Below are 23,747 nucleotides of genomic sequence, written 5' to 3'. Positions count from 1 at the left end.
CCTTTATTCTTTTTTAAGCAAACGTATGCTCTATTTAATGCGATAACTAATATAGTTTACATATGTTTATGCGCCCGAGGATGGCGCAAGAAGGAGATGAATATGAAAACATTTTCAACAGAACTGGCCGGACGTACACTTACAGTGGAGATCGGCAAAGTAGGAAAACAGGCTAACGGATGTGCATTCATGAAGTACGGTGATACAACTGTTCTTTGTACTGCAACAGCATCAGCTAAGCCCAGAGATGGAATCGATTTCTTCCCGCTCAGCGTTGAGTACAGCGAGAAGTTTTATTCTATCGGTAAGTTCCCCGGAGGATTTAACAAGCGCGAGGGTAAGCCTTCTGAGAATGCAATTCTCACAAGCCGTGTAATCGACAGACCCATGCGTCCTCTTTTCCCTAAGGACTACCGCAACGACGTAACAATCGAAGATATGGTTATGTCAGTAGACAAGGAGTGCCGTCCTGAGCTTGTAGCTATGATCGGTTCTTCTGTAGCAGTATCAATTTCAGATATTCCTTTCGACGGCCCCTGCGCTATGACACAGATCGGTCTTGTTGATGGAGAGTTCGTAGTTAACCCTTCACAGGAGCAGTGGGATACAGGTGATATGCGCCTTACAGTTGCTTCTGTAGGTGAGAAGGTTATCATGATCGAGGCAGGATGTAACGAGGTTCCTGAAGAGAAGATGAAGGAAGCTATCTATCTTGCACATGATGTAAACCTTAAGCTCATTGAGTTCATCAAGGGTATCGTTGCAGAGGTTGGTAAGCCTAAGCATGAGTATGAGAGCTGCGCAGTTCCTCAGGAACTCTTTGATGCAATCAAGGAAGTAGTTCCTCAGGATGAGATGGAGAAGGCTGTATTCACAGATGAGAAGCAGCAGCGCGAAGCTAATATCGCTGAGATCACAGAGCGTCTTGAAGAGAAGTTTGCAGACAACGAAGAGTGGCTCGCAATTCTCGGTGAGGCTATTTATCAGTATGAGAAGAAGACTGTTCGTAAGATGATCCTTAAGGATCACAAGAGACCTGACGGAAGAGATATCAAGCAGATCCGTCCTCTTGCAGCAGAGATCGATCTTATTCCCAGAGTACACGGAAGTGCTATGTTCACTCGTGGACAGACACAGATCTGTGACGTTACAACACTTGCTCCTCTTTCAGAGATGCAGAAGGTTGAGGGACTTGATCCTTACGTAACAGGTAAGAGATATATCCACCAGTACAACTTCCCGTCATACTCAGTTGGTGAGACTAAGGTTTCAAGAGGACCGGGACGTCGTGAGATCGGACACGGAGCACTTGCAGAGAGAGCACTCCTTCCTGTACTTCCTTCAGAGGAAGAGTTCCCTTATGCAATCCGCTGCGTATCAGAGACATTTGAGAGTAACGGTTCTACATCAATGGCTTCCACATGTGCATCATGTATGTCACTTATGGCTGCCGGTGTACCGATCAAGAAGATGGTTGCAGGTATCAGCTGTGGTCTTGTAACAGGCGATACAGATGATGATTTCGTAGTACTTACAGATATCCAGGGTCTTGAGGACTTCTTCGGAGACATGGACTTCAAGGTAACAGGTACTAAGGACGGTATCACAGCTATCCAGATGGATATCAAGATCCACGGTCTTACAAAGGCTATCGTTGAGCAGGCTATTTCACAGTGTCGTGAAGCTCGTCTCTTCATCATGGATGAGTGCATGAGCAAGGCTATCGCAGAGCCTCGTAAGGAAGTTAGCCAGTATGCTCCTAAGATCATCTCTATCGAGATCGATCCTGATAGAATCGGTGATGTTGTTGGTCAGAGAGGAAAGACCATCAACGAGATCATCGCTCGTACAGGCGTTAAGATTGATATCACAGATGACGGACAGGTTAGCATCTGCGGCGAAGATAAGGATATGATGCAGAAGGCTATCGACATGATCAACATCATTACTACTGACTTTGAGAAGGGTCAGGTATTCACAGGTAAGGTTGTAAGCATCAAGGAGTTCGGTGCATTTGTTGAGTTCGCTCCCGGCAAAGAGGGAATGGTTCACATCAGCAAGATCGCAAACGAGAGAATCGACCATGTAGAAGATGTACTTACTCTTGGCGATGAAGTTAAGGTTGTTTGCCTTGGTAAGGACCGCATGGGAAGAATCAGCTTCTCAATGAAGGACGTAGCTCAGAAGTAATATTTAGCTTGCCTTCTCCCTCCCTAGGGAGAAGGTGTCAGCTCTGCTGACGGATGAGGGCGAAATATGATAAAATAAAGGGGATGCGAGTGTTCGCATCTCCTTTTTAATATTTTAGAAATCCCTTGGATTTTCTACTTTAATAATTTTATTTCCTAGGAGGTAGCTTTTATGGGAAGAATATTTTTGATAGTACTGGACAGCTTTGGAGTAGGTGAAGAGCCTGATGCTGCTGAATATGGCGATTTTGACGTAAATACATTAAGGTCATGTGCCACAAGTAAGTATTTTTCTATGCCCAACATGGGAGCCATGGGTCTTTTTAATATAGATGGTGTTGATTGTGTTCCCGGTGTGGAGAGTCCTACAGCAGCTTACGGTAAGTGCCAGGAAGCCAGCAAGGATAAGGATACGACAACAGGACATTGGGAGATAGCAGGAATAGTTTCTGAAAAGCCCATGCCGAAATTCCCTGATGGATTCCCGCAGGAATTTCTGGATGCTTTTTCAAAGAGAGTTGGCAGAGGACTTATTTGTAATAAGCCTTATTCCGGAACTCAGGTTATAAATGACTACGGCGATGAGCATGTTAAGACCGGTGATCTTATCGTTTATACCTCTGCGGATTCTGTTTTCCAGATCGCAGCTCACGAAGAGGTGGTGCCTCTTGAGACACTTTATGAGTATTGCCATATTGCAAGAGAGATGCTTACAGGAGACCTTGGTGTGGGCCGTGTAATAGCAAGACCTTTTGTTGGAACAAGTGGCAATTACACAAGAACACCTCACAGACACGATTATTCTCTTGAGCCGCCAAAGACCACAATGCTTGATCAGCTTAAGGCTGCAGGCAAGGAGGTTCTTGGTGTTGGAAAGATAAGAGATATCTTTGAGGGTAAGGGACTTACCGAATATGTATTTTCAGAGAGCAATGCAGATGGTATCGAGAAAACACTTGCTTATATGGACAGGGATTTTGACGGCCTTTGCTTTGTTAACCTTGTAGATTTCGATATGCTTTATGGACACAGAAGAGATATCGATGGATATGCCAAGGCGCTTAATTACTTTGATACTAAGCTTCCTGAGATGGTGGCAAAGCTTCATGATGACGACATTATCATGATGACTGCAGACCACGGATGTGATCCCGCTTATCTTAAGACCACTGATCACACAAGAGAGTACATTCCTTTCATTATGTATGGTAAAAATGTAACTCCCCGCAATCTCGGAACAAGAAGTACTTTTGCTGATATAGCAGCAACTGTACTTGATTATTTTAAGATTAAGCCTGAGTTTGATGGAACATCCATGCTTGGATAATGAAATTCTAAAAAGAATATTATAAATTGATAAAAAGCAAACTTTTTGCCATTTGTTGTAATAAAATATATGTATACATTAATTTTACACACTCGATACTTAGGAGGTGCAGCAGATGGGCAAAAACGAAGGCACAGGATTTCAGGTTAACATGACTGCAGTATTGTTGACAGTAACTGTTCCGCTTATTATTGCTTTGATAGTAAGCATTATTGTCGGCAGTACTCAGATGAAGAGCATCGAAGAAACTGATGAAGAAGTTTACTATGAAATGCTCTATTCCATTAGTACTGATCTGATAAATGCAGATAGGGATCTGTATCAGGCCATGTTGGCAGGAACACAGTTTCTGGCATACAGAGAGTATATTACTCCTGAGCAGCTTGCCGGATATAAGGCTGATTATGAAAGCAATGCAAAACAGGCTTTAGACGGAGTTAATAAAGCTGCTGAACTGGCAAAAAGAGATGAATATCTGTTCACCACCATGAGAGATGATGACGGGGATAGTTATTCAGATATGAGTAATGGCTTTGCTGCGCAATACAATAAGTGGCTGTCTACATATGATTTTAATAGCATAGAAGGCGATATTGAGCAGTTTTCAATTGAGTTTGAGGCTACAAGAGATTATATTTCTAACATGTCGGATATCGTGGAAGTATGGGCAAGCCAAAAAAAAGAACAAAATGCAGCTGAGATTTCAAGAAGAGTAGTGATCAATTTTGTAGTATTCGGTGTTGTAAGCGCACTGCTGCTGGTGCTTACGATTATTTTGATCAGGTACATAATCAGAAGTATCAAGGCAATTTCTGATGATGTGGACAGAATCGCTACAGGTGATTTTGTGACAAAGATCAAACCTCATAGTGTAATTTCTGATTTTAACAATATTGGGGACTCTCTTGAGAAAATGAGACATGACCTAAGAAATGCTCTTGTGAGAGTTATAGACCATGCCGGATCAGTTAACGATAAGGCTGAGCATGCAAAAACCAATATCAGTAGTTCTCAGAAGACCACCAACGATATAAGCGCCGCTGTAAATGATCTTGCGACAGGTGCTACTGCTATGGCAGAGGATGTCCAGAGTACATCCAGCATTACGATAAATATCGGATCGTCTGTAGATAATGTTCTTGAATCAGCGAACGCAAATATGAAGCGCGGCAGACAGGTTTATGAAGAGTCTTCCAAGGTTAAAGGTCAGCTTGAGCAGATTAAAGAGCAGGATCAGAAAAATGATGAGATGGCAACGCAGGTCGCAGATTCCGTTAATGAGACTGCAAGTGTTGTTGCACAGATATCAACTGCTGCTGAGTCCATTATTTCCATAGCAAGCCAGACTAACCTTCTTGCACTTAATGCTTCAATTGAGGCTGCAAGGGCCGGTGAAGCAGGTAAGGGATTTGCTGTTGTTGCAGACAATATTAAAGACCTTGCAGGCAATACCAATAAGCTGGCAGGTGAGATTACCAACATGCTTTCAACCATTACGGATTATTCAGAGAATAATAAGCAGCTTACAGAGAGCATAAAGGAAGCCATTACCAATGAGACTGTAGCTCTTGAAGAAATGAGTGAATCCTTTGAACAGATGCTGGCACTTCTTAGAGAGACGGAGGAAGGCAATAAGCAGATCGTTGAGCTTGTTGAGATCATGAACAGGGATAAGGAAGAAATCCTTAATTCTGTTGAGTCCTTGTCCAGCATATCCGAGGAGAATGCAGCTTCGACACAGGAGACAAGCGCATCACTTATGCAGCTTGATACCGCTATGGAGAATGTTGTTGAGCAGGCTGTTGATCTTCAGAAGATTGCTGAAGAGCTCACAGGTAATGTGAAGTACTTCAAGGTTGAACTTCCACAAGAGGAATCCACAAAATAATTAAAAAAATGTAAAGATTTCCGTGCATTTAGTATCATTGACTTATTGCGCACCTTTCCTTAAAATAGGTAAGGTGCGTTTCCATGTTTTCACGCCGTAAAGCACTGCTTTGCTACGTGAAATACTATAATTATGTTGTATTTTTAGAAAGGTTTACGATGAGCAACAATCAGATAATAGATGAAATAAATAAGAGAAGAACCTTTGCGATTATTTCTCACCCCGATGCAGGTAAGACTACACTTACAGAGAAGTTCCTTCTCTATGGTGGAGCAATCAATCTTGCGGGTTCTGTTAAGGGTAAGGCTACTGCAAGACATGCGGTTTCAGACTGGATGGAAATTGAGAAGCAGCGTGGTATCTCTGTTACATCTTCAGTTCTTCAGTTCAATTTTGAGGACTGCTGCATAAACATTCTTGATACTCCCGGACACCAGGATTTCTCAGAGGATACATACAGAACTCTTATGGCTGCGGATTCTGCTGTCATGGTTATTGATGCAAGTAAGGGTGTTGAGCCCCAGACCAAAAAGCTTTTCAAGGTCTGCACAATGAGACATATTCCTATTTTTACATTTATAAATAAGCTGGACAGAGATGCTATGGATACCTATGAGCTTCTTGATGATATCGAGGATCACCTTGGTATCGCTACCTGTCCTATGAATCTGCCTATTGGTTCCGGTAAGAATTTTAAGGGAATCTATGACAGAAGGAAAAAGCATGTTGTTACTTTCCAGGATACAATGAAGGGAACAAAGGAAGGTACTGAGACCATCATTCCTATGGATGACAAGGATCAACTCATTTCCACTATCGGTGAAGAAGCCCTTGAAAATCTTGAAAGCGAGATAGAGCTTATGGATGGTGCAGGTGCTGAGTTTGATCTTGATGAGGTAAGAGCAGGTAACCTTACTCCTGTATTTTTCGGATCTGCTCTTCAGAATTTCGGCGTAGAGCTTTTCCTTCATAACTTCCTTCAGATGGCTACTCCTCCCAGTGGAAGAGCATCTTCAGATGGCGAAGTTGTTGATCCTAAGGATCATGATTTTACAGCATTTGTATTTAAGATTCAGGCCAACATGAACAAGGCCCACAGAGACAGAGTTGCATTCATGCGTATCTGTTCAGGCCGCTATGATGCTGATAAGGAAGTTAAACATGTTCAGTCAGGTAAGGTGTTCAGACTTTCACAGCCTCAGCAGCTTATGGCTGATGAGCGTAAGATATTAAGCGAGGCTTATGCCGGAGATATCATGGGCGTATTTGATCCCGGTATCTTTTCAATAGGAGATACTGTGTGCATGCCTAAGGATTCTGTAGTTTATGAAGGAATTCCGACCTTCGCTCCCGAGCATTTTGCAAGGGTTAGACAGGTTGATACCATGAAGAGAAAGCAGTTCGTTAAGGGTATCGAGCAGATCGCACAGGAAGGCGCTATCCAGATTTTCCAGGAATTCAATATGGGAATGGAAGAGATTATAGTCGGTGTAGTAGGCGTCCTCCAGTTTGACGTACTTAAATTCAGACTTCAAAACGAGTATAATGTAGAGATAATACTTGAGACACTTCCTTATGAGTACATCAGATGGGTTGAGAATGATGATATTGATCTTAACAATCTTGTAGGTACATCAGACATGAAGAAGATCAAGGATATGAACGGCAAGCCGCTTCTTATTTTTATAAATGAGTGGAGTCCTCAGATGGTAATCGACAGAAATAAGGGACTCGTACTTAGAGAATTCAATGAAAATGTAGGCTGATAACGGTTTTTGTACACATGATTGTCATATATAGGGGGAATATGGACAAGGGCAGATGTGTTATTAAAAACTTAATAGGAAAAACATCCGCCGTATTCGCTCTTATTCTGGTGATGACCACAGCTACCGGCTGCGGAGATGCAGTTATAAAATATCTTCAGGATAACAATCTGGTCTCGCCGGATAAGTATGGTGATAAAAAGGATGAACAGGTAGAGGAGACTCAGTCAGAGACAGAAACTGAGTCTGAATTTGATGCGCCTACATTCAGTTTTGAGGCTCAGGCAGAGGATTCTGCAGCAGAGTCTGATACAGAAGCTTCTGCTGCTACGTCAGAGCAGACAAAAGATACCGCAGATACTACAGCAGACGCCGCAGAAGCAGAGGATGCTGATTCCTCTTCTGAGGGTTCGACACTTGATATAGACAAGGTAAATAAGTCTATCGATGATCTTATTGCAAGACTCGAGGAAGAGACCGGCAGAACAAACAGATCAGAAAAGACGGAGGCTCCTGCCGAGGGTAAGGGGAAGGATGCTACCACCTATTACAGTGATACCTATCAAAATGCACAGAGAGCATCCATTGGTATTCTGGATTCCGATATTGATGTTTTAAAGGAATCCCAACGCGGAAAGTATGCCTTTGAGCATCTTACGGACGAGGGTAAGACTTTGTACTGTGAACTTCTTGCCATCATACAGCACAGGGCTGAGGATGTTGTTATTTCCACTTTGGATGAAGAAACTCTCGATGTGGTTTGCAATTTTGTGCTTGCTGATCATCCTGAGATTTTCTACATGGATGGATATACTTTTACCAGATATACCATAGGCGGCACACTTAAGAAGCTATCCTTTACCGGTAATTATATCTACAGTGCCGATGAGATTGCCCACAGGCAGGCTCAGATCGATGAGTATTCAGACAAATGCCTTGCCGGCGTTCCTGTAGGCGGCGATGATTATTCCAAGGTCAAATATGTATATGACTATCTGATCACCAATACGGAATATGACAGCAGTGCTCCGGATAATCAGAATATTTGCTCTGTTTTTATAAGCGGAAGATCTGTGTGTCAGGGCTATGCAAAGGCTACCCAGTATCTGCTTGATAAGCTTTCGATTCCGGCTACGCTTGTTACGGGAAAAGTAAATGATGTATGGCATGCCTGGAATCTTATATATGCTGACGGAGAGTACACCTATGTGGATACCACCTGGGGGGATTCTTCATATCAGAGAATTGAATCCGGCGATAATTCCCAGAAGATGCCATTGATAAATTATACATATTTATGCTGCACCACGCAGGATATCAAGAAGACGCACGTCATTTCTGAAACGCTTCCAATGCCGGAATGTACCTCCATGAAGAACAATTATTATGTTCGTGAGGGCGAGTATTTTACTGAATGTGATATGAATGCGGTGGGAGAGCTGTTTGCGCGAAGATACGCGGATGGCAGCAACAACGTGACAATAAAGTGCAGCACCGAGCCGGTATATAACGATATAAAGGGTAAGCTTTTTGATGCCCAGCAGGTGTTTGGATTCATGGACGGATCCAATAATACGGTGTCCTACACCACCTTTGATGACCAGTACATTTTGATTATATGGCTATACTAAATAAGCATTTTCCTGTATAATTATAAGGGTTTATGCTATCCATTTATGAAAGGAATTTACTTTTATGGAAAAGGAATTACAGACAACACAGGCTAAGAAAAAAATCGGTTCAGTAAAGCTTGCCGATGATGTGGTTGCTAAGATCGCAACTCTTGCAGCACTTGAGATTGACGGCGTCAGCGCAATGGCAGGCGGAATTACCAACGAAAATATAGAGAAGTACAGCTCAAAGAACGTACTTAAGAGCTCAAAGGTATTTTTGGGCGAGGGCAAGGTAAGAGTTGATCTTTCAATTCTTATGCGTTACAGCTACAACATTCCTGCAACAAGTAAGCAGGTTCAGGACCGCGTTAAGACTTCTATTCAGAATATGACAGGTCTTGATGTGACAGATGTAAATGTACGCATTGCCGGAATAACCATTCCCGAATAAAAATAAATGAGGATAATATGAACAGATCAGAATTAAGAGAACAGGTTTTTAAGCTTCTTTTCCGTGTGGAATTCAACACACCGGAGGAGATGGAAGAGCAGGAAGCACTTTTTATTGAGAACAGCGATGTTGAGATAAATGAGAAGGATGCTGCTTTTATAAAGAGTCGTTTTGAACAGGTTGTAGATAAGCTTTCCGAGATCGATGGACTCATCAATAATGAGACAACAGGCTGGAATACTGAGAGAATAGGTAAGGTTGAGCTTGCTATTCTGCGTCTTGCAGTTTTTGAGATAAAATTCGATGAGCAGATTCCTACAGGAGTAGCTATCAATGAAGCTGTAGAGCTTGCCAAGAAGTTTGGTCAGGACGGAGCTTCATCTTTCATTAACGGAGTACTTGCTAAATTTGCGTAACGTATATACAGTCGCTCAGGTTAATTCATTCATCAAAAATATGTTTCAGCAGGAACCGCTACTGAACCTTTTGACCATAAAAGGAGAGGTTAGTAACTGCAAATATCACTCCTCCGGTCACATCTACTTTACGCTTAAGGATGCGTCCGGAGCGATTTCATGTGTGATGTTTAACGGAAACAGGGCTGCAGGTCTTAAGTTTCAGATGAAGGACGGACAGCAGGTTCTTGTTACGGGAACGGTTGATGTTTACCCTCGCGACGGAAAATATCAGGTCTATGCAAGAAAAATAGAACCGGATGGAGAAGGCGCATTATTCGAAAAATTCGAAAGGCTGAAGGCTGAGCTCGAAGAGCGCGGAATGTTCGATAAATGCTACAAGCGTCCGATCCCCAAATACATAAAGACTTTAGGTGTGGTAACTGCGCAGACAGGGGCAGCAGTCAAGGATATTATTAATGTGTCTACGAGGCGAAATCCCTATGTGCAGATTATTTTATATCCGGCTATAGTTCAGGGAGACGGTGCGGCTGAGAGTGTTGCAGCGGGAATAGAAGCCCTTGAGCGGATGAATGTGGATGTCATCATCGTGGGTCGAGGTGGCGGATCTATAGAGGATCTTTGGGCCTTTAATGAAGAGGTGGTGGCCAATGCGATTTTTAATTGTAACATTCCCATTATCTCTGCAGTTGGTCATGAGACGGATACGACAATATCGGATTTTGTTGCTGACATGAGAGCACCTACACCTTCAGCTGCGGCAGAGCTTGCGGTTTATGATGTCAGCCTCCTTATTCAGGATATAAATGACTATCAGGATATTCTGGGTCGAAGGATGATGGACAAAATAAATCTCCTAAGGCAGAAGGAAGCAAACGACAGAAGACTCCTTCAGCATCTTTCACCTGTTGCGAGAATTCGCGATCAGAGGATGAGGGCTGCTCAGAGCAGAGACAGACTAGAGAGACTTATGCTGGAGCGTATTCGGGATAAAAAGCATCTGCTGGATGTGGATATAGAGAGACTGAAGGCACTCAGTCCACTGGATAAGCTAAAATCAGGCTTTTCATATATCGCGGATAAGGACGGACAGAACATCAAAAAGATATCGCAGGTAAAGGCCGGTGACGAGCTTGATATTTATGTAAGTGACGGACTTATCAGAGCAACAGCAAATGCTACGGAGAAGAGAGATAATGGCTAAAAAGATTGAAGATAAAGAGTTATCAATAGAAGGCGCTTTTGAGCAGGTTAATGAGAAAATCAAGGCCCTTGAGAACAGCGACGTATCCCTTGAGGATTCCTTTAAGCTTTTCCAGGAGGGAATGGACCTTCTTAAATACTGCAACGAGTCTATTGATAAGGTTGAGAAAAAGGTTCAGAAAATAATCGGAGACGGACAGACGGAGGACTTTGAGTAATGACTGTTTTTGAGGAGCAGCTTAATGAGAGGGCTGCTGAAGCAGAGAAAATCATTCAGAAGTTTTTACCTAAGGAAGAGGGCTATCAGAAGCTTGTAATAGAAGCAATGAACTACAGTATTCTTGCAGGTGGAAAAAGAATTCGTCCTGTACTCATGCTGGAAATGTTCAGAGTTTTTGGCGGCGTGCAGCAGGAGGTTGTTGAGCCCTTTATGGCAGCTATAGAGATGATTCACACATATTCACTGGTGCATGATGATCTCCCTGCCATGGATAACGATGAATACAGACGAGGAAGAAAGACAACTCATGTTGTTTACGGTCCCGGAATGGCGACTCTGGCAGGAGACGGCCTTTTGAACTATGCCTATGAGACTGCACTTTTATCCTTTAGGAGTAGCGCAGTGCTTCCTCAGTTTGATGGTGATATCGCAGACCGCAGAGTAAAGGCACTTCAGATTCTTGCAGGGAAAGCGGGAATATATGGTATGGTAGGCGGTCAGTGCGCTGATATCTGTGCAGAGGGCAAGGCAGAAGCTACTGAAGAAGAGCTTATTTTTATACATGAGAATAAGACGGCTGCAATGCTTGAGAGCAGTATGATGATCGGAGCGCTTCTTGCAGGTGCATCGGAGGCAGAGCTTTTGGAAATCGAGCAGGCAGCAAGGAAAATCGGTGTTGCTTTCCAGATTCAGGACGACGTACTTGATGTTACCGGTGATGAAGCAGAGCTTGGAAAGCCCATAGGCTCCGATGAGAAGAATGAAAAGACGACCTATGTAACCTTACATGGTCTTGAAGATTCCAAAAAGGAAGTAAAGCGTCTGTCGGATGATGCTGCAGATATTCTTTCAAAATCCGAAAAAAGTGAAGAATTCCTTATACCGCTTGTATTATGGATGATTTCACGTAACAAGTAAGGAGCAAATATCATGTTGCTTAACAAAATTAAAAAAGCAAATGACATAAAGAATATTCCTGATAACCGTTTAGATGAGCTTGCACTTGAGATTAGAGAATTTTTAATAGATAAAATAAGCCACACCGGTGGACACCTTGCATCTAATTTAGGTGCGGTTGAGCTGACAATGGCACTCCACTTGGAGCTTAATCTTCCGGAGGATAAAATCATCTGGGATGTGGGACATCAGTCTTATACCCATAAGGTGCTGACAGGACGCAAGGAGGGCTTTGATACCTTAAGGAAGTTTGGCGGTTTAAGCGGGTTTCCCAAGAGAGCAGAGTCGGACTGCGACTGCTTTGATACAGGTCACAGCTCCACAAGTATTTCTGCAGGACTTGGAATGGTAAGGGCCAGACAGCTTTCCGGAGATAAATATACCGTTGTTTCTGTTATTGGCGATGGTTCGCTTACTGGCGGACTTGCCTATGAAGCGCTTAATAACGCAGCAAAGCTTGATACCAACTACATTATCATTCTTAACGATAATGAGATGTCCATCTCAGAGAATGTAGGCGGAATGGCCAGATATCTTAATGTAGTACGTACCAATGAAGGCTATCTGAATCTGCGTGATGATATTTATAACTCACTTAAGAATTCAAGTCCCAAGATGGTAGACGGAATCAGACGCGCAAAGAACAGCTTTAAGCAGCTCTTTGTTCCTGGAATGGTTTTTGAAAATCTTGGAATAACATATCTTGGTCCCATAGACGGACATAATATCACACAGCTTCGCGCAGCTATTCGTGAAGCAAAGAAGGTCCGCAAGGCGGTTCTTATTCATGTGGTTACTAAAAAGGGTAAGGGCTTTGGACCTGCAGAGAAGCACCCTGCAAGATTCCATGGAACAGAGCCTTTCCTTCCACAGAACGGAATTCCAAGAAAGCCCAGGACAACCGCTAACTATCAGGATATTTTCAGCACGGTTATGTGCAAGATAGGAGAGCGTGAGCCCAAGGCAGTTGCGATTACCGCAGCTATGGCTGATGGAACCGGACTTAAGAGATTCAGGAACATGTATCCCGACAGATTTTTTGATGCAGGAATTGCAGAGGAGCATGCTGTTACCTTTGCTGCAGGACTTGCAGTTGGCGGATATCATCCCATTTTTGCAGTTTACAGCTCCTTCCTTCAGAGGGCCTATGATCAGGTCATGATGGATGTGTGCCTGCAAAATCTCCCTGTTACCTTTGCGATAGACAGGGCAGGACTTGTTGGCAGTGATGGCGAGACCCATCAGGGAGTTTTTGATCTGTCATATCTGTCTACTATGCCAAACATGCATATCATGGCACCCAAGAATAAGTGGGAGCTTTCGGATATGATGAAGTTTGCCATAAGATTTGACGGCCCCACTGCCATCAGATATCCAAGAGGCACAGCCTATGACGGACTTAAGGATTTCAGAGCACCCATCGAGATGGGCAAGGCTGAGCCTATCTACGAGGAGAGCGATATTTTACTCCTTCCTGTAGGAAGCATGGTGAAGGTTGCAGAGGGTGTCAGAGAGATACTTAAGGAAAACGGATATAACTGCTCGCTTACCAATGCGAGATTTGTAAAACCCTTTGATGAGGAATACGTAAGAGAAGCTTCGGGTAACCATAAGCTTATTGTTACGATGGAAGAAAATGTTGAAACAGGCGGCTTTGGCGAGCAGGTGAGAGCTTTTGTCTCAAAGGAAAAACTTCCGACTTATACGATGTGTATTGCAATTCCCGATCGATTCGTAACTCATGGTTCCTGCGACGAGCTTTTTAAACAGCTTGGAATTGATGCTGATTCTGTAGCTGAGAAGATAATGGAGTACATGAAAACTAATGCCTAAAGAAAGACTGGATGTGATCCTGGTTTCACGAGGACTTGCTGCTTCGAGAGAAAAAGCAAAGGCTGTCATTATGGCAGGCGATGTTTTTGTAAACGGTCAGCGTGAGGACAAGCCGGGAACAGCATTTGATGAATCAAAAATTATTTCCATAGATGTAAAGAGCAAGGAGCTTGCTTATGTCAGCAGAGGCGGATTAAAGCTTGAGAAGGCTATGAAGAGCTTTAAGCTTAAGCTTGACGGATTTGTCTGCATGGATATAGGCGCATCCACAGGCGGCTTTACAGACTGCATGCTTCAGAACGGAGCATCTAAGGTCTACTCAGTGGATGTTGGTCATGGCCAGCTGGCATGGAAGCTCAGATCAGACGAGCGTGTTGTCTGCATGGAGAAGACTAATTTCAGATACCTTGTTCGTGATGATATTGATGATGATCTTGATTTTGCATCAGTGGATGTTTCATTTATTTCACTTACCAAGATTCTGATACCTGCAAGAAAGCTTCTTAAGGATGGTGGCGAGATGGTCTGTCTCATAAAGCCTCAGTTTGAAGCAGGCAAGGATAAGGTTGGTAAGAAGGGCGTAGTAAGAGAGCCCGAAATTCACAGAGAAGTTATTGAGAGAGTAATTGATTTTGCTGATATTATCGGCTTCAAGATTTTGAACCTTGATTTTTCTCCGGTTAGGGGACCGGAGGGGAATATTGAGTACCTGCTTTATATTAAAAAGGATGCTGACAGAAATGACGAGGTGGCAGAGATAAATGAGGGCACAGGACTTCATTTACTTTCTGATACCGAGGCAGCAGGTAATGGATATTCCAAAGAAGCTGATATGGAAAAGCTTATTAGGGAGACAGTGGAAAAAGCACACGGGGAGCTGTGAGCATGAAGCATTTTTTCATAATTACCAATACGAGTAAGGATCCGGAATTAGCGGAGACTTACAGGATAAAAGATTATCTTGAAGAGCATGGCGCAGAGGTGACTCTTGCCGAGCAGGTTATGGTATCTTCGGATGACGAGAAAAAACCAAGGTTTACGTCGGATGTACCGGGTGACGCGGAGATCTGCGTGGTTCTTGGCGGTGATGGCACTATGCTGCAGGCAGCCGCCAATGTCATCGACAAAAATATACCCATAATCGGAGTTAATCTTGGAAGGATTGGGTATCTTGCAGAAGTCGATATAGACGATGCAAGGAATGCGATGGATAGGCTTCTTGCAAATGATTTCGAGATTGAGGAGCGCATGATGCTAAAGGGCGTTTTGCTTCAGGGCGAGGATGCCGGCAAAGTGAACCATGCGCTTAATGATATTGTCATAGCCAGATGTTCATCTATTCAGGTCTTGAATTTCAATATTTTCGTAAATAATATGCCGCTTACACAGTATCAGGCGGATGGTATTATTCTGTCCTCCCCAACAGGATCAACGGGCTATAATATGTCTGCCGGCGGCCCCATCGTGGATCCCAGTGCACAGATTCTTTTGCTGACACCTATATGTCCCCATACCATAAACGCCAGAACCATAGTTTTGTCGGAGCATGATAAGGTTACGGTCGAGATTGGGGAAGGCCGAGGAGGCGCCGATCAGATTGTGGAAGCAACCCTTGATGGCAGCAACAGGAAAATAATGAAAAGCGGTGACAGAATAGACATCTGTGCATCAGATAAAGTAACCAAGATAGTAAAGCTCAGCAGTGAGAGTTTTCTCAACACACTAAGGAAAAAATTGGTATGAAAAAGAAAAGACACGAAAAGCTTATTGAGATGATCCAGAATAACGTTATTGAGACTCAGGAACAGATGGCTGATATGCTCCGTGCAGAGGGCTTTGATGTTACACAGGCCACGGTCTCAAGGGATATCAGAGAGCTGCGCCTTACCAAGAGGTCTACGCCCGATGGAAAGCACAAGTATGTGATAATCCAGGACGATGCAGGTATGAATGACAAGTACACGGACGTGCTTAAAGCCGGATTTGTCAGCATGGACAGCGCCCAGAATATTCTGGTAATAAGAACCGTTTCCGGAATGGCAATGGCAGTTGCGGCTGCACTTGATGCCATGGAATTTGAGGAAGTAGTCGGCTGTATCGCTGGTGATGATACAATTATGGCTGCTATCCGCACTAATGAAGATGTTCAGATAGTAATGAACAGATTAAACGACTTGCTAAGTTGATTTTCCCAAGCCCGGAGAAGCAGGGGAAAGGATTAACAATATGTTATACAGTTTACACGTGAAAAATCTCGCGCTGATCAATGAGCAGGAGATTGAATTCAGGAAGGGTCTCAACATCATGAGTGGTGAGACCGGAGCAGGAAAGTCCGTAATTATCGGCAGCGTTAATCTTGCGCTTGGCGGAAAAGCGGACAGCAATATGATAAGGACAGGGGCAGATTATGCTCTTATCGAGCTGACCTTTGGAATTGATGATGAGGTACAGCTAAGCAGGCTTAAGGAGCTGGATATTCCTGTAGAGGAGGATGGAACACTTATCCTTCAAAGGAAGATCATGGAGGGCAGAAGCGTCTGCAAGGCAGGCGGTGAGACCGTCAGTGCAAGGCAGCTTCGTGAGCTTTCGGATATTCTTATCAACATCCATGGACAAAATGATAACCAGGTTCTTTTAAGTAAAAAGAAGCATCTACAGATTCTTGATGAGTATGCTGGAGATAAGCTTTCTGCATTAAAAGAAAAATGCGCAGCTACCTACAGAAGCTGGAAGGATGTCCAGAAGGAGCTTGATGAGACTAACCTCGATGAGAGGGAGAGGTCCAGAGAGCAGGATCTTGCAAGCTTTGAATTTAACGAGATCGAAGAAGCAAATCTTACCATAGGTGAGGATGAGACTTTGGAGATGCGTTATCGCAAGATGGTGAATTCCCAGAAAATCGCTGAGGCAGCAGGAATCGCTGCCGAGATGACAGGTGCAGGTGACAGTGATGACAGTGCAAGCTATCAGATCGGAAGAGCAGTAAGGGAGCTTTCATCAGTTAGCAGCTATGATAAGGCTGTTGAGGATTTATTGGCACAGCTTTTAGATATCGATAATCTTTTATCGGATTTTAGACATAATCTTTCATCCTATATCAGTGATCTTGAGTTTGATGCCGAAGCCTTTGCAGAGACAGAGACAAGGCTTAATACTGTCAATCATCTAAAGGATAAGTACGGCGGAACCATCGAAGCCGTCCTTAAGTACCGTGATGAGAAGGAAGAGGAATTGAAGAAGCTTGAGGACCTTGGGGCATACCGGGAGAAGCTTCTGGCAGATGAGAAGAGACTTCATGAGGAGGTTCTTGGACTGTGTGCTGATATTTCCGCAGTCAGAAAAGAGAATGCGCTTAAGCTTTCAAAGCTTTTAAGGAATGCACTGGAGGATCTCAATTTCATTGATGTAAGATTTGAGATTGCCGTGGATTCTTCTGATGAGCGAATATCTTCTGAGGGTTATGATGATGTGGAATTCATGATTTCCACTAACCCCGGTGAAGCTCTTAGACCACTCAGTAACGTAGCCAGCGGCGGTGAGCTTTCGAGAATCATGCTGGCACTTAAGACCGTAGTATCAGAGAAAAATGAGATAGATACACTGATTTTTGACGAAATAGATGCCGGAATCAGCGGACATACTGCATGGAAGGTATCAGAGAAGCTTGGCAGGCTATCACTTGACCATCAGATTATCTGTATCACACATCTTCCGCAGATCGCAGCTATGGCTGACTCTCACTTCGAGATCAAAAAAGAGCTGGCTGATGAGAACGGCCAGGAGAGAACTGTTACCAGAATAACAGAGCTTTCAGATGAAGAGAGAGTATCAGAGCTTGCCAGAATGCTTGGTGGAGCTGAGATTACGGATACTGCTCTTGAGAATGCAAGAGATATGATTAAACAGGCAGGAAATGTTAAGGAGACGAAATGACACTTGACTATGATGACCTTTTAAACAGCATAATGGGCAGCCTTGATCGCATCAAGCAGGTCGATGTAAATGATATTCCAAACATCGATCTGTATATGGATCAGCTTCTTACTTTTATGGACGACAGCCTTCATAAATCAGTGAGACGTCCCGGTGCAGATAAGATTCTCACCAAAACCATGATCAACAATTATGCTAAGAATGATCTGTTACCGCCTCCTGTGAAAAAGAAATATTCCAAGGATCATATAATCATTCTGATCTTCATTTATTACTATAAGAGTATTTTGTCCATAAATGACATTCATACGCTGCTTAAGCCTATGAGAGACCGCTTTGGAAACACCGATAAAACGGTAGATCTGAAGGATATTTATCGGATGATTTACGATGAACAGGATGATATTATCGAAAATCTCAAAAAGGATATTGAGAATAAATACAAAGTAGCAATTGATACTTTCCCGGATGCTCCGGAGGATGAAAGAGCAGAGCTTCAGCTCCTTAATTTTATATCCATGCTTTCCTATGATGTTTTCATGAAAAAACTTCTGATTGAGACAATGCTTGATCATGTTGAGAAGGTTTGCATGAATAAGTCTGATGAAAAGAATGGGAAAGAGAGCAGGAAAAAGAAGAAATAGAGGAATTACGTTTTAGATGAGTATATACGATACACTTAACAGTGAACAGAAAAAAGCAGTTCTGCAGACGGACGGACCGGTTCTTATCCTGGCAGGTGCGGGATCAGGTAAAACCAGGGTTCTTACGCACAGAATTGCTTATTTAATTGATGAATGCGGAGTTAATCCCTGGAACATTCTTGCCATCACCTTCACTAATAAGGCAGCAGGCGAGATGAGGGACCGAGTTGATAATATCGTCGGCTTTGGCGCTGAGAGTATCTGGGTATCAACCTTTCATTCAACCTGTGTAAGGATACTTAGACGTTACGCAGACAAGCTTGGGTATCAGAATAATTTTACAATCTACGATACTGATGACTCCAAGTCCGTAATGAAGGATATCTGTAAGAGATTTCAGCTTGAGACCATGCAGCTTAAGCTGAGAGCCATTCAGACGGCTATTTCCCATGCCAAGGATAACTGTATTGATGCAAATGAGTACGCTCTTGCATCCGGTGATGATTTTAGAAAAATGAAGATCGCCAAAGCATATATCGAGTATGAGAATACCCTTAAGAAAAATAATGCCATGGATTTTGATGATCTTCTTCTTAATACGGTGAAGCTTTTCAGAGATTTTCCTGAGGTTCTTGAGTACTATCAGGAAAGATTCCGCTACATCATGGTGGATGAGTATCAGGATACCAACAATGTGCAGTTTGAGTTCATAAGACTTCTTGCTGACAGATATAAGAACCTTTGCGTTGTAGGTGACGATGATCAGAGTATCTACAGATTCAGAGGCGCCAATATCAGAAATATCCTTGATTTTGAGAAGGTTTATCCTGATGCATGCGTAATTAAACTGGAGCAGAATTACAGATCCACACAGAGTATTCTTGATGCGGCAAATAATGTCATCAGGAATAACTACGGACGTAAGGAAAAGGCACTCTGGACCGATGAAGGTAAGGGTGAGCTTGTACGTTTAAAGCAGGTAAATACAGCGCCTGAAGAGGCTGATTTTGTGGCCTCCGAGGTTTCAAAGCTTAAGAAATCCGGCAAGGCAGATTATAAGGATATTGCGGTGCTGTACAGAACAAATGCCCAGTCAAGACTTCTGGAAGAGCGTTTTGTCTACGAGGGAATTCCCTATGACCTTGTGGGCGGCGTGAACTTCTATGGAAGACGAGAGATTAAGGATATGCTTGCATACCTTAAGACCATAGATTCAGGTGCTGACGATCTCTCTGCAAGGCGAATAATCAATGTTCCCAAAAGAGGAATCGGAGCAACAAGTATCGCTCATGTTCAGGATTATGCGGATAAGATCAACATCAGCTTTTTGCGTGCCTGCGATGAGGCGGAGCTGATTCCCGGACTAAACAAGACGGCGGTAGCCAAGTGCAAGGCCTTTGCCGAGATGATAAGAGTTTTCAGAGCTTTTGCAAAGGAATCAAGACTTGATCAGCTTTTGCAGCATGTGATCCGCGAGATTAATTATGTAGATTATCTGCGTTCAATAGATGAGGATGATTCCACAGAGGAAAACGACCGCGAGCGAAACGTGGACGAACTTATCTCCAAGATGGCTGCCTATGAGGATAAAGAGGAAGAACCTACACTTACAGGATTCCTTGAAGAGGTGGCGCTGGTTGCGGATATCGATAATGTATCTGAGGATGATGACAAGGTTCTTCTTATGACACTACACAGTGCAAAGGGTCTGGAGTTTGATAATGTTTATCTCACCGGTATGGAGGAGAATGTATTCCCCAGCTATATGACTCTTATGAATGAGGACTCCGATCCCGACGGTGTGGAAGAGGAGAGACGACTTGCTTATGTCGGCATCACCAGAGCAAAGAAGCATCTCACTTTAACCTGTGCAAAGAGCAGGATGAATAAGGGTCAGGTTCAGTACAATCGCATCAGCAGATTTGTTACCGAGATTCCAAGAGAGCTTTTGGATGATATAAGCAATTCCGGAATAAATCAGTATCTCTATGATGGCGGAGAATCAATCGATGACGATGATGATATAGATGTTACAACAGGTACACTTTTCAAAAAGAAGATGAACTTCTCAAGCGGCACCGGATATAATACATCTTCACCGCTTCAAAGAAGTGCATATTCAGGAACTACGGCTGCTACAGGAAAGCCGACTGCAAGGGCGGCAGCTAAGCCGGCGCTTAAAAGAGCAGTTCCAAAGGATAAGCCGTTTATCGCAGGAGCAGCAACTTCACACAGCAATGCGCTTAGCGGTAAGGGCGGACTTGCATCACTCAGTAAGGGAATGCCTGCGGGAACTGAACCTGATTACGGTGTTGGCGACAGAGTAGAGCATGTGAAATTTGGCAAGGGTGTTGTTAAGGATATCGTGAAAGAGCCAAGGGACTATAAGGTGACGATTGACTTTGACGATTACGGACAGAAGATAATGTTTGCCGCATTTGCCAAGCTAAAGAAGCTTTGAATTTGAGGGCTGAGTAAATTCGCAAAACGGAATGCTTAGCAGGGACTTTTACAAGAATTAAAAAAGTATTAATACTTCGGTTTTTCATGGAAACAGCACGGCTTGTCGTGTAAAATGGAATAGGAGTGGTTTGGTGCTTTGGAAACGGAAACCACTCAAAAATAATAAATTTTGAAAGGGGTTTGTTATGGACAGAAACAAAATTGATGAACTTTTAGAGTTTACCAGAATCAATGAGCTGATGGAGAAGAAAGAGGCTGCTAACGCTAAGAAGCCTTCAAACATTATTCTCTGGTGCCTTGCAGTTTTTGGAGCAATCGCAGCAGTTGCGACCATAGCATACCTGGTATTTGATTATATGATACCGGAATACGACGATGACTATGATTATGACGATGACGATTTTGATGATTTTGATGACGACTTCGTGGATTTGGATCTTGAGAAATGAAACGTAAAGACATCATAACCGGAAAAATATTACGTGTGGAATTCCCCAATAAGGGAATCATTGAAACACCTGACGGGAAGGTCGTAGTAAAAAACGCACTTCCCGGTCAGCGCGTTTCATGCGTGATAACAAAAGCCAGAAATGGCAGATTTGAAGCCAGGCTTTTGGAAGTATTGGAAGAAGCTGGGGACGCCATTGAAAGTCCATGCATCCATTTTGGAAAATGTGGCGGCTGCAGTTATCTTACTATGCCTTATGTAAAGGAGCTGGGACTTAAGGAGCAGCAGGTTAGACGAATTCTTAATCCTATTTTGGAGAAGCAGAAGAAGAGCTACACCTGGGAAGGAATTAAGACCAGTCCCGTGAAATTTGCATATCGCAACAAAATGGAATTTACCTTTGGAGACGAGGAGCTAGGCGGGCCCCTCGCTCTTGGCATGCACAAAAGAAACAGCATGTATGATATCGTAAGTGTCACCGGCTGCAGAATTGTGGATGATGATTATAATCACATCTTAAGTGCTACGCTCTCATTTTTCGGAGACATGTACAAAGATGGCAAGATTACATACTATCACAGAATGAAGCAGGTGGGATATTTAAGACATCTCCTTGTAAGAAAAGCTGTTAAGACAGGTGAGATTCTTGTAGATATCATCACAACCACTCAGGAAGATCATGATCTTTCCGCATACAGTGATATGCTTCTTACTCTTGATCTTAAGGGAAGAATCGTTGGAATACTGCATACTGTAAATGATGCAAAGGCAGATGCTGTCATTGACGAGGGCACGTCTATTCTGTATGGGCAGGATTATTTCTACGAAGAGCTTCTTGGTCTTCGTTTCAGAATAACACCCTTCTCATTTTTTCAGACTAATTCTCTTAGCGCCGAAGTACTCTATGGCACAGTTAGAGAATATATTGACGGACTGTATCATAACACAAACGAAGATCCGGGCGATAAGGTAATCTATGACCTTTATTGCGGAACCGGAACCATAGCACAGATTGTCGCACCTATTGCCAACAAGGTAATCGGTGTTGAAATAGTAGAAGAAGCTGTTAACGCAGCCAAAGAAAACGCTGCAAGAAACAGTCTTCAGGATTGCGAATTCATCGCAGGCGATGTCCTCAAGGTTCTTGACGAGATCGAAACAAGACCTGACCTCATCATCCTTGATCCTCCAAGAGATGGCATCAACGCCAAGGCTCTTGCCAAGATAATCGCCTACGGTGTAGACCACATGATCTACGTAAGCTGCAAACCTACATCTCTTGCCAGAGACCTAGAGCAGCTCGCCGAGGGCGGATACTATGTGCAGCGAGCTGTGGCTGTAGACCAGTTCCCCTGGACAAATCATGTAGAAACCGTAGTTCTCTTGACGAAGACAAGCAAAGCGTAGTCTGAGTCTAGAGAATACGAGTTGTTCCGGCTCGCACGAAGTACGAGAGCGGAACTTCCTTGTGAAAAAGCGAAGGGACAGGATTGAGTTTAGAGGCGACTGTTGTTCTGGCTCGCATGCTTGCATGCGAGAGCAGAACTTCCTTGTGAAAACGTGGTGGGACACGATAAATAAGACTTTCATTACTAGCGGTTGACAAATCTCTGTCAGCCGCTATAATTTTTTTTATTGTGATATTCACAATTTCTATGTACGGTGTTTATCCCCGTATGATTTTCCTATTTATAGTTAGTTTAGAGCTGCTTATAAACGTGGAAGCATGCTGATGTTCGACAATATGCGAGGTATGGTAGGCATTTTTGGGGAATTTGTCTGCTATGGTTAAGCATTATGAAATTTAGGGCAGGCCATTGCGAAGCCATTAGAAGTCATTATGAGCTTAATTGTCTGCCATGAACGAAAGAATTGAAAAGTAAGGCAGGCGTTTTTGAGGCATAATGTCTGCTGCAGAATGACAAAACTTGATATACGGCAGGCGAGATGTCAACGAAATGCCTGCCATAGAAAGCAAATTATTAACTAATAGCAGACAGAATTCAGGAAAATCGTCTGCTATAAAAAGGGAAAATAAAGATACGGGCAGGCAAATGGTGCTAAAAATGCCTGCTATAAAATCGCAAATCGCAGAATAAAGCAGGCGGTGGGTTATCTAAATTCTTTATGAAACCCATAGAGTGGACATAGTGGAAACTTTTTAGCAGGATTTTAAATACGAATTCAGGTTATGGATTCATACCAAGCAGGATAAAGATTCTGGATTAGTTCCACTTCAAAGTAATGGACATGAATTAAGCAGAATATTCATTCTGGGTTAGTTCCACTCCCAAATAATAGACATGAATTAAGTAGAATATTCATTCTGGATTTGTTCTATTTGCAAACAACGGACATAGAAAAGAGGAGAAACATGATTTATATAAAAGGAGATA

Annotated in this window: 19 protein-coding genes; all 19 read left to right on the top strand. The window is 43.1% G+C overall.

Annotated features, from left to right (window positions below; translation table 11 throughout):
• Positions 1 to 102 precede the first annotated feature (102 nt).
• The 19 genes from G608_RS0118475 (at position 103) to rlmD (ending at position 22,758) form a co-directional block, all read left to right on the top strand.
• On the top strand, positions 103 to 2,190 hold the full coding sequence (locus tag G608_RS0118475; protein ID WP_081677506.1) for a polyribonucleotide nucleotidyltransferase: 2,088 nt from the start codon (positions 103 to 105) through the stop codon (positions 2,188 to 2,190).
• 171 nt (positions 2,191 to 2,361) lie between these two features.
• A complete protein-coding gene (locus tag G608_RS0118470) occupies positions 2,362 to 3,516 on the top strand; it encodes a phosphopentomutase (RefSeq protein ID WP_026497225.1) in 1,155 nt (384 codons plus the stop codon).
• 115 nt (positions 3,517 to 3,631) lie between these two features.
• A complete protein-coding gene (locus tag G608_RS0118465) occupies positions 3,632 to 5,404 on the top strand; it encodes a methyl-accepting chemotaxis protein (protein ID WP_026497224.1) in 1,773 nt (590 codons plus the stop codon).
• A 158-nt stretch (positions 5,405 to 5,562) separates the two neighbouring features.
• On the top strand, positions 5,563 to 7,170 hold the full coding sequence (locus tag G608_RS0118460) for a peptide chain release factor 3 (RefSeq protein ID WP_026497223.1): 1,608 nt from the start codon (positions 5,563 to 5,565) through the stop codon (positions 7,168 to 7,170).
• Positions 7,171 to 7,211: 41 nt separating this feature from the next.
• Entirely contained in the window at positions 7,212 to 8,801 is a 1,590-nt protein-coding gene (locus G608_RS0118455; RefSeq protein WP_026497222.1) for a transglutaminase domain-containing protein, read from the top strand.
• A gap of 64 nt (positions 8,802 to 8,865) precedes the next feature.
• Positions 8,866 to 9,234, top strand: a complete 369-nt coding sequence (locus G608_RS0118450; RefSeq protein WP_026497221.1) for an Asp23/Gls24 family envelope stress response protein — start codon at positions 8,866 to 8,868, stop codon at positions 9,232 to 9,234.
• A gap of 17 nt (positions 9,235 to 9,251) precedes the next feature.
• Positions 9,252 to 9,650, top strand: a complete 399-nt coding sequence (gene nusB / locus G608_RS0118445; protein WP_026497220.1) for a transcription antitermination factor NusB — start codon at positions 9,252 to 9,254, stop codon at positions 9,648 to 9,650.
• Positions 9,643 to 10,854: an exodeoxyribonuclease VII large subunit gene (gene xseA / locus G608_RS0118440; RefSeq protein ID WP_026497219.1), complete on the top strand. Its 1,212-nt coding sequence runs from the start codon at positions 9,643 to 9,645 to the stop codon at positions 10,852 to 10,854. The genes nusB and xseA overlap by 8 nt, the downstream gene beginning before the upstream one ends.
• Positions 10,847 to 11,071 (top strand): exodeoxyribonuclease VII small subunit, encoded by a 225-nt coding sequence (xseB, locus tag G608_RS0118435; RefSeq protein WP_035796232.1) that lies wholly within the window; start codon positions 10,847 to 10,849, stop codon positions 11,069 to 11,071. The genes xseA and xseB overlap by 8 nt, the downstream gene beginning before the upstream one ends.
• Positions 11,071 to 11,991 carry a polyprenyl synthetase family protein gene (locus G608_RS0118430; RefSeq protein ID WP_026497217.1) on the top strand — a complete coding sequence of 307 codons (921 nt, stop codon included), beginning with the start codon at positions 11,071 to 11,073 and terminating at the stop codon, positions 11,989 to 11,991. The genes xseB and G608_RS0118430 overlap by 1 nt, the downstream gene beginning before the upstream one ends.
• Positions 11,992 to 12,003: 12 nt before the next feature.
• A complete protein-coding gene (dxs, locus tag G608_RS0118425) occupies positions 12,004 to 13,863 on the top strand; it encodes a 1-deoxy-D-xylulose-5-phosphate synthase (protein ID WP_026497216.1) in 1,860 nt (619 codons plus the stop codon).
• Positions 13,856 to 14,746 (top strand): TlyA family RNA methyltransferase, encoded by an 891-nt coding sequence (locus tag G608_RS0118420; RefSeq protein ID WP_026497215.1) that lies wholly within the window; start codon positions 13,856 to 13,858, stop codon positions 14,744 to 14,746. The genes dxs and G608_RS0118420 overlap by 8 nt, the downstream gene beginning before the upstream one ends.
• Before the next feature lie 2 nt (positions 14,747 to 14,748).
• Positions 14,749 to 15,606, top strand: coding sequence for an NAD(+)/NADH kinase (locus G608_RS0118415; protein WP_026497214.1), 858 nt, complete (start codon positions 14,749 to 14,751; stop codon positions 15,604 to 15,606).
• Positions 15,603 to 16,049, top strand: coding sequence for an arginine repressor (gene argR / locus G608_RS0118410; protein ID WP_026497213.1), 447 nt, complete (start codon positions 15,603 to 15,605; stop codon positions 16,047 to 16,049). Before G608_RS0118415 ends, argR begins: the two co-directional genes overlap by 4 nt.
• 40 nt (positions 16,050 to 16,089) lie before the next feature.
• Positions 16,090 to 17,796 carry a DNA repair protein RecN gene (gene recN / locus G608_RS0118405; protein WP_026497212.1) on the top strand — a complete coding sequence of 569 codons (1,707 nt, stop codon included), beginning with the start codon at positions 16,090 to 16,092 and terminating at the stop codon, positions 17,794 to 17,796.
• Entirely contained in the window at positions 17,793 to 18,440 is a 648-nt protein-coding gene (locus tag G608_RS0118400) for a DUF1836 domain-containing protein (protein ID WP_026497211.1), read from the top strand. Before recN ends, G608_RS0118400 begins: the two co-directional genes overlap by 4 nt.
• Before the next feature lie 16 nt (positions 18,441 to 18,456).
• Positions 18,457 to 20,901, top strand: a complete 2,445-nt coding sequence (locus G608_RS0118395; protein ID WP_026497210.1) for an ATP-dependent helicase — start codon at positions 18,457 to 18,459, stop codon at positions 20,899 to 20,901.
• A 187-nt stretch (positions 20,902 to 21,088) separates the two neighbouring features.
• Entirely contained in the window at positions 21,089 to 21,352 is a 264-nt protein-coding gene (locus G608_RS0118390; RefSeq protein ID WP_026497209.1) for a hypothetical protein, read from the top strand.
• The gene (gene rlmD, locus G608_RS0118385; RefSeq protein WP_026497208.1) at positions 21,349 to 22,758 is read left to right on the top strand and encodes a 23S rRNA (uracil(1939)-C(5))-methyltransferase RlmD; all 1,410 of its coding nucleotides are present in this window, start codon (positions 21,349 to 21,351) and stop codon (positions 22,756 to 22,758) included. The genes G608_RS0118390 and rlmD overlap by 4 nt, the downstream gene beginning before the upstream one ends.
• Positions 22,759 to 23,747 lie beyond the last annotated feature (989 nt).

It is taken from the genome of Butyrivibrio sp. WCD3002 (genome assembly GCF_000424265.1).
Taxonomy (GTDB): Bacteria; Bacillota; Clostridia; order Lachnospirales; family Lachnospiraceae; genus Butyrivibrio.
Note: the sequence above shows the minus strand (reverse complement) of the source record. Positions and strands in the feature narration are given on the sequence as shown.

What these genes read in the sequence shown, in the direction of transcription:
- G608_RS0118455 (WP_026497222.1), top strand. Translation starts at nt 7,212, where the DNA reads ATGGACAAGGGCAGATGTGTTATTAAAAACTTAATAGGAAAAACATCC.
- G608_RS0118400 (WP_026497211.1), top strand. Translation starts at nt 17,793, where the DNA reads ATGACACTTGACTATGATGACCTTTTAAACAGCATAATGGGCAGCCTT.
- G608_RS0118420 (WP_026497215.1), top strand. Translation starts at nt 13,856, where the DNA reads ATGCCTAAAGAAAGACTGGATGTGATCCTGGTTTCACGAGGACTTGCT.
- G608_RS0118430 (WP_026497217.1), top strand. Translation starts at nt 11,071, where the DNA reads ATGACTGTTTTTGAGGAGCAGCTTAATGAGAGGGCTGCTGAAGCAGAG.
- G608_RS0118460 (WP_026497223.1), top strand. Translation starts at nt 5,563, where the DNA reads ATGAGCAACAATCAGATAATAGATGAAATAAATAAGAGAAGAACCTTT.
- G608_RS0118415 (WP_026497214.1), top strand. Translation starts at nt 14,749, where the DNA reads ATGAAGCATTTTTTCATAATTACCAATACGAGTAAGGATCCGGAATTA.
- G608_RS0118465 (WP_026497224.1), top strand. Translation starts at nt 3,632, where the DNA reads ATGGGCAAAAACGAAGGCACAGGATTTCAGGTTAACATGACTGCAGTA.
- rlmD (WP_026497208.1), top strand. Translation starts at nt 21,349, where the DNA reads ATGAAACGTAAAGACATCATAACCGGAAAAATATTACGTGTGGAATTC.
- G608_RS0118450 (WP_026497221.1), top strand. Translation starts at nt 8,866, where the DNA reads ATGGAAAAGGAATTACAGACAACACAGGCTAAGAAAAAAATCGGTTCA.
- recN (WP_026497212.1), top strand. Translation starts at nt 16,090, where the DNA reads ATGTTATACAGTTTACACGTGAAAAATCTCGCGCTGATCAATGAGCAG.
- xseB (WP_035796232.1), top strand. Translation starts at nt 10,847, where the DNA reads ATGGCTAAAAAGATTGAAGATAAAGAGTTATCAATAGAAGGCGCTTTT.
- nusB (WP_026497220.1), top strand. Translation starts at nt 9,252, where the DNA reads ATGAACAGATCAGAATTAAGAGAACAGGTTTTTAAGCTTCTTTTCCGT.
- G608_RS0118390 (WP_026497209.1), top strand. Translation starts at nt 21,089, where the DNA reads ATGGACAGAAACAAAATTGATGAACTTTTAGAGTTTACCAGAATCAAT.
- argR (WP_026497213.1), top strand. Translation starts at nt 15,603, where the DNA reads ATGAAAAAGAAAAGACACGAAAAGCTTATTGAGATGATCCAGAATAAC.
- G608_RS0118470 (WP_026497225.1), top strand. Translation starts at nt 2,362, where the DNA reads ATGGGAAGAATATTTTTGATAGTACTGGACAGCTTTGGAGTAGGTGAA.
- G608_RS0118475 (WP_081677506.1), top strand. Translation starts at nt 103, where the DNA reads ATGAAAACATTTTCAACAGAACTGGCCGGACGTACACTTACAGTGGAG.
- G608_RS0118395 (WP_026497210.1), top strand. Translation starts at nt 18,457, where the DNA reads ATGAGTATATACGATACACTTAACAGTGAACAGAAAAAAGCAGTTCTG.
- dxs (WP_026497216.1), top strand. Translation starts at nt 12,004, where the DNA reads ATGTTGCTTAACAAAATTAAAAAAGCAAATGACATAAAGAATATTCCT.